We start from the raw sequence: 13,559 nt of genomic DNA on the forward strand, positions 1-13,559 counted from the left end.
ATCCGATTTCCTAGTAAAAGTAATGTATGTCGTAGGTATACCAGACATTAATTAAACTGAGGTTTGATTTGCACATTGCCTTCGACATAAGTGTCTGAATTAGATGAAGTAGACGTTGGAAAGAATCCAGCACTACTACCGGAAACGTTTTCTGGTAAATTGGTTTCTAGCGGCGCGCTAACTTCTTTTTGGCAATTTTTCCAACATTCTAACAACTCTTTCTTTTCGGGTTCATCCAAAATCGCAGGTTGAGCTAAATTTGGGTTTTGTTTTAATGAAAGTCGAATATATTCCTTTGCTAACAAAGGATGAATAGGATACATCAAAGCATAATCAAGTGGAGTCTTCCCATAAATATCCTTAATATCAAACCTCGCGCCATTTTGTTCCAATTGTTCCAAAAAATTGATCGTGACTATCGCTGCAGCAGCATAGTCACTAGTCATAGGACCAATTACCCCCTTTCCCATAGCAAAGTCATGTAATGGTGTTCTACCCAACGCGTCTTGTGAATTGCTATTTTCAGGAAATAGAATTATTTTTGTATCTTTATTATCCATAATAAACTCCTATTTTTTCTCGTGATGGTGCGAATTATATTAACATATAAATCATATATACTTAGAAATTAAAGTGACTTTTAGAATAGGTATCTTGTTTTTATTCGGGTCTAAGGTTAGTATCGGCATAGTTTCTTTTCTTTCAAATATCTACTAAAAATAACAAGTGAAACACTCTTTTTCTCCTACGCTTAGCGTCACACTCGCGCTTTTATGCGTACTGACGGTTAAATTCCTTTTGGCCTGGTTTATTCCCATTACGGCGGATGAAGCCTATTATGCCATTTGGGGCGCTTATCTTAGTGGCGGCGGATATGATCATCCACCCATGATTGGGTTTGTTTTATACCCGTTGTTGCATTTCGGTCATCATGCCTTGACGCTGCGCTTACCGGCCATCTTCAGCAGTCTATTATTAGGTGTCGTAACCTATCTTTTTCTCAAAAAAGAGGATCCAGAGCGAGCGGCTATCGCTAGCATTCTATTAATGGTTGCGCCGATTAGTCTATTTAATATTATTGTGACTACTGATACACCCTTATTTATATTTTCGTTTTTGTCGGTGATGTGCGTCTTACAAGCTTTAAAAAATAATGATGCATGGAATTGGTTTGCTTTAGGCGGATTGTTTTTAGGACTCGCTTTTTTCTCAAAATATTTTGCATGCCTATTAGGCTTAGCCTATGCGGTGTATTTTCTTTTTATTGCACCAAACCGGGCGCGTCTCATTGGTTTAGGTTTATTGGCTTTATTCACACTGCCTTTTGTCGTGCAGAATATCTATTGGAATTATCATCATGATTGGTCAAATATTTTATTTAATATTTACAATCGAAATAATGATATGGGCTTTAGTTTCAAAACCATTTTAGCCTATGTGCTTATTTTATTGTATCTAATTACGCCGCCATTAGTGTTCGCGTTGGCCAAATTCCCAAAGCAGCAATTAAAACAGCAGGCGTTATTTTACTTCTCTTTTATACCCTTGCTGTTATTTTTTCTGCTCAGTAGTTTTAAACCGATAGGTTTACATTGGCCGCTTGCGTTTATTCCGTTAATTTATGTTTGGGCGGGTCAGTATTTAAGCGGTGAAAAACTAAGAAAATTATTAAAATTTACCGTTTATTGGAGTGGAGTACAGCTCATTCTGATTGTTAGCTTATTGCTTATTCCTCTTAAATCGGTGCAAGACCGTCATGTTCTGGGTTTAAACTATAATAAGATCGTTTATTTTTTTCATCATAAAACCATTAATGACTTGTTAAAAGAAAAATATTCGCTGGATTATATTTATGCAAGTCCTAACTATGCGGACGCTTGTTTATTTTTTTTCGATACGAATCATTATGCATCGGTATTTTTAAAAGGGTCTTATCATGGTCGTGAAGATGATTTAATTACTAATTTCAAACATTTTAAAAATAAAAACTTTTTAATCTTTTCACGCACACCACTGGTGTATAACGATTATAAGCCTTATTTTCAACGCGTTGCTTTGCATACTTTGCATTATGAGCAGGCTACTTTTTATTATTTGATTGGTACAAAATTTAATTATCTCGTTTATCGACAAAAAATATTGCGACCAATTAATGATACCTATTGGATTGATCCCCCATATTTACCGCATACGCCAAGCTTTTTTTATTTAAAATATTTTAAAAGTAAATAGACTCACAGCAATTGAATTTTTGGCAAGTGCTGCGTCCATGCAGCAATCTGGTATACATAATAAAAATGAGGATTGCGAGTTGAGTAGCACACAGAAAAAAATTCAAGTGCGAAGAGTATTAGACAACTAAGCTTAAAAACTCCGATCGCGTGCGTAAATCTTCTCGGAATAAACCCAGCATCACCGAGGTTTTCATCGAAGCCTTTTGTTTTTCAACACCACGCATCATCATACATAAATGTTTGGCTTCAATAATGATGGCAACACCTTTGGCATTTAATACTTTCATCAAAGTATCGGCAATTTGACGGGTTAAATTTTCTTGAATTTGTAAGCGTCGTGCATAAAAATTAATAATACGCGGTATTTTTGATAAACCGATGATTTTTCCGTTCGGAATATAGGCAATATGACAGACACCAATAAAAGGCAATAAGTGATGTTCACATAAGGAATATAATTCAATGTCTTTGACTAAGATCATTTCTTCCATTGTCGAATGAAATACCGCACCATTTAGCAGGATATCTAAAGATTCACGTGAACCACTGGTTAAATAACGTAAGGATTTGGCTACGCGCAACGGTGTATTTTTTAAACCTTCTCGTTCCGGGTCTTCTCCGAGTGCGCTTAAAATTGCTTTAATATGCTTTTCCATTATTTATTTTCTTATTACGTTTAGTTTTGTAACTACTTCCAAGCTGGAACGGCTGTACCATGAAATAATCTAGCGGCGGCGGCTAATACTTCAGGAGAGTGTATGGCCTTAATTAGATTAATAAACTTCGGGTTATTTTTATCGCTTAGTTTTACCACTAAAAGATTAGCATAAGGGGAGGTTTTACTTTCACTAAATAGTGCATTTTGTTGCGGGTAGAGATGGGCTAACGCAGCATAGTTAGCATTAATAACCGCCAAATCGACATCAGCGAGTACACGCGGTAATTGTGCAGCATCTAGCTCTTTGATAGCTAAGTGTTTAGGATTAAGTTGGATGTCGTTAGGCGTCATGTAGGTGCCTTTGTGTGTATCAAGTGTCAATAATCCGGCTGAACTTAACAATAATAAAGCGCGTGCTTCATTGCTTGGATCATTAGGTATGGCCACGATAGCATGCGGTTTTAATTCATTTAAATGCTGGATTTTTGCTGAGTAGATAGCCATAGGATAAATAAACGCTTTGGCTATCGGAGTTAATGCATAAGCTCGGTTATGAATTTCGTCGTTTAAAAAAGCTTGATGCTGAAATAGATTGGCATCAAGATTACCGTCGTTTAGCGCTCGATTGGGTAGCGAATAATCGGAGAATTCAATAATTTTTATTTGTAAACCATAATCTCGTTGTGCTACTTGTTTGGCGACTTGCATGAGTTCTGTTTCTGGCCCACTAATCGTACCTAAACGAATTTGTTGTGAGTTTTCACGATGCTGGCAAGCACTCAGGCCGAATAAACTACTTAGTAATAGACAGCGCAATATGAAATGAGAAGTTTTTTTTATCATAGTTAATATATCCGAAACACTAATAAAATTTTAGCAATCACTGCGTCATGGTAAGTGCAGCTTATTTTTGTCATTGCGTGCACAAACTGCACAGCAATCGGGTTTAATGATGATTTAAGCGTTTTGCCCAATAATCTCCCAAATGCTGAATGCCTTGTACTAAAACAATGAGGATCACTATAGTCATGATCATGATACTGGCATCAAAACGTTGATAACCATAACGTATGGCTAAATCACCTAAACCCCCTCCGCCAACGGCTCCTGCCATAGCAGAATAGCCAATTAAAGTAATGAGCGTGGTCGTTAGTGTACCTACCATACCGGGTAGGGCTTCTGTCAACAAAATAGCAGGGATTAATTGCCAAGTGGTAGCTCCCATTGCTAACCCTGTCTCAATTAAACCCGGAGGTAACTGGTTGAGATTATTTTCTATCATACGCGCAAAGAAAGGTATGGCCGCTAAGCTAAGTGGAACGATAGCGGCGCTAGTGCCAATCGAAGTACCGACTAACAAGCGTGTAATAGGAATGATGGCTAACATTAAAATGATAAACGGAATTGAACGTGCCATATTAACCATTAAGGATAAACTTTTATTAAGTAAGGGCATCGGTAATAAATTGGTTTGTCGCGTGCTAAATAACAACACACCTAAAGGTAATCCCAGTAGCATAGCCAGCAATCCTGAGACGAACACCATATAGAGTGTTTCGCCGGTAGATAGGAGTAATTCAAACAATAGATTCGTCGACATAGCCCATAATCTCTACATGAAGTCCTTTATCAGTTAAATAATCGATACCTAAAGGTAAGGGAGTTTGATCACCCATGACCTCAACTACCATGATACCTAAAATTGTTTGTTTAAGACATTCAATATTGGCTTGTAAGATATTCAGATGAATACCCATTTCACGCATCACATGGGCTATTAAAGGTTCTGCCGCGGCTTGTCCCTGAAATATGATCCGAAGAACTGCATGGCTATTTAGTTTTTTTTGCATACTGAGTCGTTTTTGTAATAAAGGGGGGAGTTCATGTTTTAACGATAAACTCACAAATTTCTTGGCTAAATCAGCTTTTGGTGCCGTAAAAAAACTGACCACATCAGCGACTTCAAGGATCGACCCTTGATCCAGTAATGCAACACGGTCGCAGATACTTTTTACAACATCAACTTGATGCGTAATTAATACGATGGTAATCCCTAAACGCTGGTTAATATCCTTTAATAATTGGAGAATCGTTTGTGTAGTCTGTGGATCGAGCGCCGATGTCGCTTCATCACAAAGTAATACCTTGGGTTGGCTGGCAAGTGCGCGTGCAATAGCAACACGTTGTTTTTGTCCACCACTAAGCTGTGCTGGATAAGCGTGTTGTTTATCACTTAAGCCAGTAAGGTGTAACAAAGGAGCAATCGTCGCGTGGATTTTCGATGGCGAATAATGTGCAAACTTTAACGGTAAGGCAATATTTTCATACACTGTTTTGGCTGCAAGTAAATTAAATTGTTGAAATATCATACCTATCTGACGTCGCACTAAGCGTAAATCAGCGGCTTTCATTGAGGTTAATTCTTGTTCAGCTATCCAGACTTGTCCTAAGCTAGGACGTTCTAAAAGATTGATACAGCGCACTAACGTACTTTTGCCGGCACCACTTTGACCCACAATACCAAATATTTCTCCTGGACAAATAGTCAGGTTTATGTCGCGTAGAGCATAGATAGGCGCGACTAAACTATTATAAATTTTTGAGATATTAATAAGTTTTATCATCTTTAATAGGTCATATTCCGCTAAAAAGGCATTGCTTAAAGGTATTATCGATACTTAGATAAATAACGCAAGAGGATTTGTTAATTTCGCTTGCTATCATACAGTTTCTAACTGAATCAACGTTTTGCTCAAATCCGTAGTTTAAGCTGAATTAATCTAAGTCAGACAACTTTTAAGGTATTTTTCAAAATGAAGTTTTAAACTTCTATCATTTTTTTAAATAAAAAAAAATTTTTATATTTAATTTTTTTTAAAAACTTGTATGGAAAAAAATTATAAAAAAATGTTTTAATGACTTGACACTAATCTTTAAAGTACATAATCTATATCCTAGTAAGATAAATTTACTTTAAATTAGCTTAAAAATAGTAGATAATTATTACCAACAACGGTATTATAAAATTTATTACAATATGTTTTATTATTAATTCCTTGTTGATAATAAAACATATTGTATTGCATTAAAAAAATAAAATTAAAAATTAATGGATGATCTTATGAGCAATCTAGAAAAACAACCCGCCTTAAAAGAACGTTCTGCTTTATTGATCGAGGATGATATTTTTTGCCAAAAAGTTCAAAGTCATTGTCTTTCTGAATTGGGATATACCGTCGAAGTCGTGTCCGATGCTGAAACAGCGATTAATCACATAGAGCAGTATGTTTATAATCTTATCGTGTTAGATTTGGGATTGCCTGATCAATCCGGTGAGTTAGTCATTCGCGCAACACGTGAGCTTGAGACCAATCATCGAACACCCCTTATTGTTGCTACGGCTCATGCCGATGGTCCTATGCAGCAAAAGTGTCTCTATTTGGGTGCCGATGTGGTATTTATTAAACCGTTTAACAAGCAAACCTTAGCGAGAGCGATTGATTTTTGTCATTCTCGAATCGAAAAATTATCTCGATTTAATTAAAAATTAATTAATGAGGTGTACTACTTATAGTTTATCCCATAACCAATTAGAAAAATTAATTAAACAAAAAATACAACGTAACTAAGTTTGATTTAAACTATGTTAAATAAACAAGTTTAAATATAATAGTAATGTAGTATTTTATAGTTGGTTATGGGATAAACTATAAGTATTTTTTCCTTGCAAGGAGGAAGTGTGTTAATAGATTTTGCGCCGAAATTCATTAGCTGCTTTACGGCTTTATTGCAAACACTTAATAAGTGTAACGCACATATTCAAAACGAGCTCAGTGAATTACCGCTATGGGTAGACAATGGCGCCGGAGATTTTATTACAAATCGCGATAAAGTCATTTTTGCTTTAGGAAACTTTGGGCCCACACAAGGTTTATCTCCCCAAGAAACCTTCAAATGCCCAGGCGTCGTAGCTGGGACGCAACATACCTTAATGCTTATTAATGAGCTTAACCAGATAAAAACCACTTTTAGAGAACTTGTACGTGCCTGTCAGCAAAGCACACAGCAAGATATTACCAAATTTGTTCGTGATACCTTGGCGTATGCTGGCTATCCAGGAATTAAACTTAAACAGGTTTTTCGGCATATTATTTATATTAACTATCATCCGCGCCGTATCGCATGGACTAAAGGCAAACACACCACGAGTAAACAATTATCAAAACAAGCCTCAGAAAAATTGTTGGAGAAAGCAGGGCAGGGCTTACATATTGATATACAAAAATTAAAATTGAACGGTTTATCTCATCAAACTAAACTGATTAAACATCGAGATATTAAGCCAGGTTGGGTAGTGAATATCGGTGCATTTAAAGAAAACAATTGTTCAGCTTACGAAGATATTCGAACCGCTTTACCTTTATTTTATTTGCATGATCAACAATTACCAAATCCTACGGTATGTTTTAGTAAACCCCGTATGCAAAATCGTAAAATGCGTATTGATAAGCAAATAGAATCCATGGCTTTTTTACCCTCTATCAGTGTCTATCGATATAAAAAAGAAACTATTAATTAAAATTTAATTAATATAAGCTTTCTATCAAATATTTTTTTAAATAAATTATTTTTTTATAAAAAAATAATGTTTCTTTGGAATAAGTTAATGCACCAAATACATAGATACCTTGGCATATACTATGCTATCTGGGAATTAATATGACTTCAATTATAAGAGATTAATTAAAATTATCTATTGCAGATTTTTTTTTAACGTGCTTAAATTTATTTAAATTGATAATAATAATAAATCGCTATTTGAATAAAGATTTAAAAATGTGAGGGAAATTATTATGCCAGAGCCAGAATTTAGAGAAAGGCTTGAATACACACAACTTAAGCCTGCTGTCCCTATATTCGCATCCATTCCAACTAATCAAGTTGTAAATATCCACTTATTAACAACAGAAACCTGTCGAACTTCCACCTCTTGTACGCTATCTAAGTAGATTATTGCAGAGATAATTTATTCGAAATAATAACTTATTTCATTACTTTAGCACTCAAAATTCCTAAGTTTTATGCAATCATCAAGCCTTGCTAAGAAAGGTTTAATTTTATCTTAAGCTAGGGAGACTACACTAAGTAAGTGCCAGGTAATTAATCTTGATTCAAGAAATTTAAATTGATTATTACAGCGAGGTTTTTAATGTCAAAAAACGATGTCGGATCAGTAACAAATGCTTTACTAGGCAGCAACGATCTTACAGTGGCTAATTTAGCCAAACTAGGTCACTTAATTAAAGATGAATGGCATAAGTTTTTAAAAAACTCTACCAAAAAAATTCCCATAAGTCCTAAATTTAGTTCAGACCCTATATTTAAAAAATTTTTGGCCACTCAACTTCAAATTTATATTGATAATGCAAAGATTGAACGTATACAGAATATTCAGGAACTTAAAAATAAATTAATAGATGTACATGAAAATTTAATAATATGGAAAGACAACCCAGAGAATGACAGTTTAAATTCTTCACAAAAATCGGAAGCTGAGAAAAAATTACGTCAAGAAACAAAGTCTAAATCAACAGTCGATAAAAACGAGCGCTATGCAATCAATATCGGTCTACAAAGCCTGGTTTTTATTCTTTGCCAGCAAAGTGATTTCGTTATAGAAACAAAAGAAGAAAATAAAAAAAAGAAAGAAAGAAAAAAAAGAATTTTTGTTACTCGCTTTGAAAAATTGAGCACTAAAAAAGCTTTATCGAAATTTGTTTCTAAACGAATTAGAAGCTTAAATTATCACTTTAAACTTAGTAACGAAGAGCCATCCAATATACAACAAAAAGTTGAAAAAAAACTTGAAGAGATTTCAGCTCATCAAACCCCGAATATCAAGAAAAAAATCATCAAATATACCGGTAAGATAGTGGCTCTCCTTGCATCCATAGCTTGCGGTCTAACAACTGGTGGTGCTATTTATTTACTGGGGCCTAGTTTTTTAGCACTCGCTATTTCCTTGGGAATATTTACTATTTTAGTTGCTCTTACATTTAATCGTCGCTTCACTGGTATTGCTATATCATTAGTATGTGGATTAGTTATGGGCGCGACTGTTTATTCACTAGGGCTTTTACTCACTCCTGGCTTAGCTTTGCTATTTAGCGCTATTACCTTAGGACTCTTAACAGGCATATTTGGTTTTACAGCTAATTTTGGTTTTTTTTCAAAGAATTTTCCTGGTTTTCTTCTTAACTTGGTAAAAAAAGCAGGTATAAGTGAATTTATTGACAATAATGGAAATCGCAAACAATTTTCTGCAAATTATAAATATCTATTAATACCGCTGATTACATTTTCGTCGCTAACGGTAGGTGCAGGGACTGTGGCCTTAACTTATATTACTATTTTAAGTCTATTTACTAAGCTTGCCACGATATTACCGATACTCGCCCTAGTCTGGCCACCCTTACCACTGATTATTGCGGGTGTCTTAGCCGGAGCTGTTGGCATTGCCTTGACAGTCGCTGTGTTGACAGCTTCTTTAGATATCTTAAAAAAAGTGGCTGCGTTAAATCTGGGTTTTGTACCACTGTGCAAATATGCCTATGAAAGTTGCAAAAATTGGGTTGCAGACTTAAGAAATTTAAACGCACGTGATATAATCGGTTTAGTTATTTTGTTGTTATTACTCCCTGTTGCGTTAGGCGGTTTGGCTTACTTTCGTTATACCGCTGGCATTGATTTATCAGCCTTTATTGGGGCAACCGGCGCTATCGTTATGGGAGTTGTAGCTTATATTGCACAAATGGCTTTTATTTGTTTATCTGTTAATAAGCTAAAAAATGCTATCATAAATCCTTCAGCTGCTTCTAATGATTTCTCAGCACTGACTGTTAATGCCGTTGGTAATGGAGTGTTAGTTTACGATGGTTCTCCTTCGTCATTTGCAGGCATGATATCTTGTTCCCTTAATTCTTTTTGTGGAAATATGTCTGAACCCGATCTGAACAAAGAGTTCAGATCCCGACAAACAGCAAAAATTATTGAAGAAGTGGAAAATTTTAATACGAAGGTTAAAACTGAGCCATCTGCGTCTATAAATAATTTTGAGCCAAATCAAAGGAACTTAAATTTAAATGGTTTTCCAATAGAGGAACCATCGAATGGTCTTCCTAGTCCTACTAGATCTGATAATGGGCTTTTTAATAACGGTGGCTATTCTGCTCTTATAGGCCAGACGCTTTTTCCTATTCCTAAAGGTAGTAATAGTTCAACAGTAGAAGCAAACTCTCGACTAGCTCCCGCAGCTACTCATTGATAAGCAACTAGCGTTGACTTAGACTTAATGTTAAGATTTTTGCAGAGAAAAGCAAAATCTATGTCTAAGTCAACGAAAGCTTATCCAGATAAAAACAGCATTTACCCAATACCGGGTGTCACTAGAACCTGTTTCCTAAAAAACATTATTTCGCATCCACAAATCATCATCGGTGATTATACCTATTACGATGATCCAGACGATATTCATCACTTCGAAAAAAATGTCTTATATCTATTTGACTTCATGCAAGATAAGTTAATTATTGGCAAGTTTTGCCAAATCGCTAGCGGTGTTCGTTTTATCATGAATGGTTCCAATCATGCTATGGATGGAATTTCTACGTATCCTTTTAAAGTATTTGGCAAGGATTGGAGTTCTGCGAGCATGAATGTGGTCAGTAAAGGAGATACTGTTATTGGTCATGACGTATGGCTAGGTAACTCAGCTACTATCATGCAAGGGATTAACATTGGTCATGGTGCCATTATTGGTAGCAATGCCTTAGTCACTAAAGATGTCGATGCTTATTCTATAGTCGGGGGAAATCCTGCCAAACTTATACGCTATCGTTTTTCCGAAGAAAATATTGAATTTTTATTAAAATTAGCCTGGTGGAATTGGTCAATAGAAAAAATTACTGACAATTTAGCAGCCATTACGCAAGGAGATTTTGCTGCACTCAAATTTATGCTACATAAAAACATATGAGTCATGAAGCCTGGCACGCTGATATCATTATTAATGAAGCGCAAGTAAAAAACTGTTTAGCAACACAGTTTCCTGAACTTTCACCTTTAAAAGAAATAATCTGTGTTGATGCAGGTTGGGATAATCTAGTTTTTTTAGTTAATCAAAAAATTATTTTTCGCTTTCCGCGTCGAAAAATAGCGGTAGCATTGATTGAACAAGAAAATCAGGTGTTAAAAAATTTGCAGTCGTATATCACATTACAAATTCCTAATCCTGAATTTATCGGTTGTCCAAGTAAAGGTTTTCCTTATCCCTTCCATGGTTACGCATTGATACCCGGAGTAGCCGCTGAAAGGGCGGATTTAACCTTGCCGCAGCGTATCGCAAGTCTAAAGCCCTTAACCGAATTTTTAAGTCAATTACATGCTATTGATAGTAAACATGTCGCAAATATAGGGGCTAAAGTTCCCATATTTGATCGGACGCATATTCAAAAATCCATAGCAATTTTACAAGAACGTGTCCAAAAAATCTTGGGCTTAACTATTTATAAACTAAATGCTCAATGCTTTCAGCAAGAACTTAACTTAATACAAAAAATAAAATTACCAGCCAACGAGCATTGTTTAATTCATGGTGATTTATATTGTCGTCATCTTATTTTTAAGAATAAACGATTAACGGGGATTATCGATTGGGGTGATGTGGCTATCAGTCATAAAGCGGTTGATTTAGCCGTAATTTGGAGCTTTTTTCCAGCAAGCTGCCATCAGGAATTTCTGCAATTGTACGGTCCTGTCGATCCAATGACTTGGCAATATGCACGATTTCTCGGTTTATATACGGGATTTACATTAGTATTGTATGGTCATGCGACCGAAGATAAACCTTTAATCAAAGAAGCGTTGGCGTCGATTAAAAGAATTAATCCAGATTTATTTCTGAAAATTAATTAAACGTTGCTTTATTAACGCTGGCATTGTTGACAATACACACTGCTGCGTTGGCCAATACGTGCAAGTTGTAGTGTAGATTGACATTGTAAACAGGGGAGTCCAGCACGACCATACACGTTTAAGTGCTGCGTAAAATATCCAGGTTTCCCTTCACTATTTAAAAAATCTTTTAAACTAGTACCCCCTTTTTTAATTGCTAAACGTAAAATAGCTTTAATAGCACTGACTAATAGCTTTAAATCGCAAAGTAATAATGTTTTGGCAGGCTTCAAGGGATTTATTTTAGCCATAAATAACGCTTCGGTAGCATATATATTACCCACGCCCACCACAACGCGCTGATCCATAATTGCCGATTTGATGGGTAATTGTTTTTTAGCCAATTGTTGTCTTAAATAGAATGCAGAAAATTGGCGACTAAGTGGTTCAACACCCAAATTTTTTAACAATGGGTGCCGTTTAGGATCTTCATTCGTATAGAGCAGTGCCCCAAACCGACGCGGATCAGTAAAACGGAGTAGGGTGCCATTATTCAAAAGAATATCGACATGATCGTGTTTCCCAGGAGTAACGCATTCATCCAAGATCCTCAGTCGTCCAGACATACCAAGATGAATAATAATGTTACCTTGAGCCGTAGCTACACAAAGGTATTTTCCGCGGCGGGTAACTTGCGTAATGGTGAGACCGACTAATTGCTGTAAATCTTGCGACGGAATAGGCCAACGCAAACTAGGCCGACGGATCAGAAATTTTTGTATAATTTGATTTTGTATTGGAGTTTGTATACCCCGCAACGTGGTTTCAACTTCAGGCAATTCAGGCATAGAAAGCGATAATTTATCTTTTCAAGGATAATAGCAAATTTAGTGCTCGCTAACTAATTTTCTTTACAAAATGATGGAGAAATTGTTTCATCTGCTTGTCCTGTGTTCAGTTGTAATTAGGAAACTAAAATGAAAATTAGCTGGGTTACTCTATTATTTATAACATTGACCGATCGATCACTACGTTTACGTCAAAAATTATGGCGGGGACTTTACAATAAAATTGTATCCAGAGACAAACTAGGTCAGTTTTTATTTATGAATTATGGATACGAGGATCAACATAATAAGCAATCCTTATATTTAGAGCCTGAGGATGAACCCTTCCGATATTTTATTCAATTATACCATTTTGTTATTCAAAGTCTTGAATTGCAAAACAAAGACGTTATGGAAGTGGGTAGTGGGCGTGGCGGTGGCGGTTCTTTTATCATACGTTATAAAAAACCTCGTTCTTTCATTGGTATTGATTTGTCAGAAAAGGCAATTAATTGGTGCAAACATTACTTTCAATTTAAAAATACAAGCTGGATACAAGCTAGGCAAACGCTAGCTGCTAACAACGAGGTTATACCTGCTAGACCACCAGAAAATCCTGTCAATCGAATAAACATTGCATCTAGTTCTTCTTTCTTTCAAGCTAATAATTCTTCTGGAGATACCCTTACTCCTGAACAAAACAATACGAAAGAGCAAAAAACAAATTCCCCTAAATAAATTAATGTGGGATGATGAGCGGTGTAGATAGCATATTAGGATCTAATTGGGTGTGGATTTTTTTGCATAACTAGTTCAAGCTTACTTGTATGTTCATCTTTCTCTTGAGGAAAAATAACTCCCTGTTTCCTTAACTCTTGATATATTATA

At 35.7% G+C, this 13,559-nt stretch carries 14 protein-coding genes; 8 read left to right on the plus strand and 6 right to left on the minus strand.

What is annotated here, in order from left to right; translation table 11 throughout:
* Nucleotides 1-47: 47 nt before the first annotated feature.
* Entirely contained in the window at nt 48-560 is a 513-nt protein-coding gene (locus tag AAHI99_RS03580; RefSeq protein ID WP_342228296.1) for a hypothetical protein, read from the minus strand.
* Nucleotides 561-798: 238 nt separating this feature from the next.
* Here AAHI99_RS03580 and AAHI99_RS03585 point away from each other — a divergent pair, with 238 nt between their 5' ends.
* Nucleotides 799-2,232, plus strand: coding sequence for an ArnT family glycosyltransferase (locus AAHI99_RS03585; RefSeq protein WP_342228297.1), 1,434 nt, complete (start codon nt 799-801; stop codon nt 2,230-2,232).
* A gap of 118 nt (nt 2,233-2,350) precedes the next feature.
* Here the strand turns inward: AAHI99_RS03585 and folE are convergent, their stop codons facing one another.
* The 4 genes from folE to AAHI99_RS03605 form a co-directional block, all read right to left on the minus strand.
* Nucleotides 2,351-2,890 carry a GTP cyclohydrolase I FolE gene (gene folE, locus AAHI99_RS03590; RefSeq protein ID WP_342228298.1) on the minus strand — a complete coding sequence of 180 codons (540 nt, stop codon included), beginning with the start codon at nt 2,888-2,890 and terminating at the stop codon, nt 2,351-2,353.
* Between the two features lie 32 nt (nt 2,891-2,922).
* Nucleotides 2,923-3,735 (minus strand): MetQ/NlpA family ABC transporter substrate-binding protein, encoded by an 813-nt coding sequence (locus AAHI99_RS03595; protein ID WP_342228299.1) that lies wholly within the window; start codon nt 3,733-3,735, stop codon nt 2,923-2,925.
* Between the two features lie 103 nt (nt 3,736-3,838).
* Complete coding sequence (locus AAHI99_RS03600) at nt 3,839-4,492, minus strand: methionine ABC transporter permease (protein WP_342228300.1); 654 nt, start codon at nt 4,490-4,492, stop codon at nt 3,839-3,841.
* Nucleotides 4,470-5,516: a methionine ABC transporter ATP-binding protein gene (locus AAHI99_RS03605; RefSeq protein WP_342228301.1), complete on the minus strand. Its 1,047-nt coding sequence runs from the start codon at nt 5,514-5,516 to the stop codon at nt 4,470-4,472. Before AAHI99_RS03605 ends, AAHI99_RS03600 begins: the two co-directional genes overlap by 23 nt.
* Before the next feature lie 497 nt (nt 5,517-6,013).
* On the opposite strand from AAHI99_RS03605, the gene AAHI99_RS03610 reads away from it, so the two are divergent.
* The 6 genes from AAHI99_RS03610 to AAHI99_RS03635 all read left to right on the plus strand — a co-directional run bounded on the left by AAHI99_RS03610 (nt 6,014) and on the right by AAHI99_RS03635 (nt 11,865).
* Nucleotides 6,014-6,436: a response regulator gene (locus AAHI99_RS03610; protein ID WP_342228302.1), complete on the plus strand. Its 423-nt coding sequence runs from the start codon at nt 6,014-6,016 to the stop codon at nt 6,434-6,436.
* 195 nt (nt 6,437-6,631) lie between these two features.
* Nucleotides 6,632-7,471: a hypothetical protein gene (locus AAHI99_RS03615; RefSeq protein ID WP_342228303.1), complete on the plus strand. Its 840-nt coding sequence runs from the start codon at nt 6,632-6,634 to the stop codon at nt 7,469-7,471.
* A gap of 274 nt (nt 7,472-7,745) precedes the next feature.
* Nucleotides 7,746-7,901, plus strand: coding sequence for a hypothetical protein (locus AAHI99_RS03620; protein ID WP_342228304.1), 156 nt, complete (start codon nt 7,746-7,748; stop codon nt 7,899-7,901).
* A gap of 200 nt (nt 7,902-8,101) precedes the next feature.
* On the plus strand, nt 8,102-10,216 hold the full coding sequence (locus AAHI99_RS03625; RefSeq protein ID WP_342228305.1) for a hypothetical protein: 2,115 nt from the start codon (nt 8,102-8,104) through the stop codon (nt 10,214-10,216).
* Between the two features lie 60 nt (nt 10,217-10,276).
* Nucleotides 10,277-10,927, plus strand: coding sequence for a CatB-related O-acetyltransferase (locus AAHI99_RS03630; protein WP_342228306.1), 651 nt, complete (start codon nt 10,277-10,279; stop codon nt 10,925-10,927).
* Entirely contained in the window at nt 10,924-11,865 is a 942-nt protein-coding gene (locus AAHI99_RS03635) for a phosphotransferase (RefSeq protein WP_342228307.1), read from the plus strand. The genes AAHI99_RS03630 and AAHI99_RS03635 overlap by 4 nt, the downstream gene beginning before the upstream one ends.
* Nucleotides 11,866-11,876: 11 nt before the next feature.
* Here AAHI99_RS03635 and mutM read toward each other — a convergent pair whose 3' ends face one another.
* Entirely contained in the window at nt 11,877-12,692 is an 816-nt protein-coding gene (gene mutM / locus AAHI99_RS03640; RefSeq protein WP_342228308.1) for a bifunctional DNA-formamidopyrimidine glycosylase/DNA-(apurinic or apyrimidinic site) lyase, read from the minus strand.
* 129 nt (nt 12,693-12,821) lie between these two features.
* On the opposite strand from mutM, the gene AAHI99_RS03645 reads away from it, so the two are divergent.
* On the plus strand, nt 12,822-13,409 hold the full coding sequence (locus tag AAHI99_RS03645) for a hypothetical protein (protein WP_342228309.1): 588 nt from the start codon (nt 12,822-12,824) through the stop codon (nt 13,407-13,409).
* The last annotated feature ends 150 nt before the right edge of the window (nt 13,410-13,559 follow it).

It is taken from the genome of Rickettsiella endosymbiont of Rhagonycha lignosa (genome assembly GCF_964031165.1).
In the GTDB taxonomy this organism is placed as follows: domain Bacteria; phylum Pseudomonadota; class Gammaproteobacteria; order Diplorickettsiales; family Diplorickettsiaceae; genus Aquirickettsiella.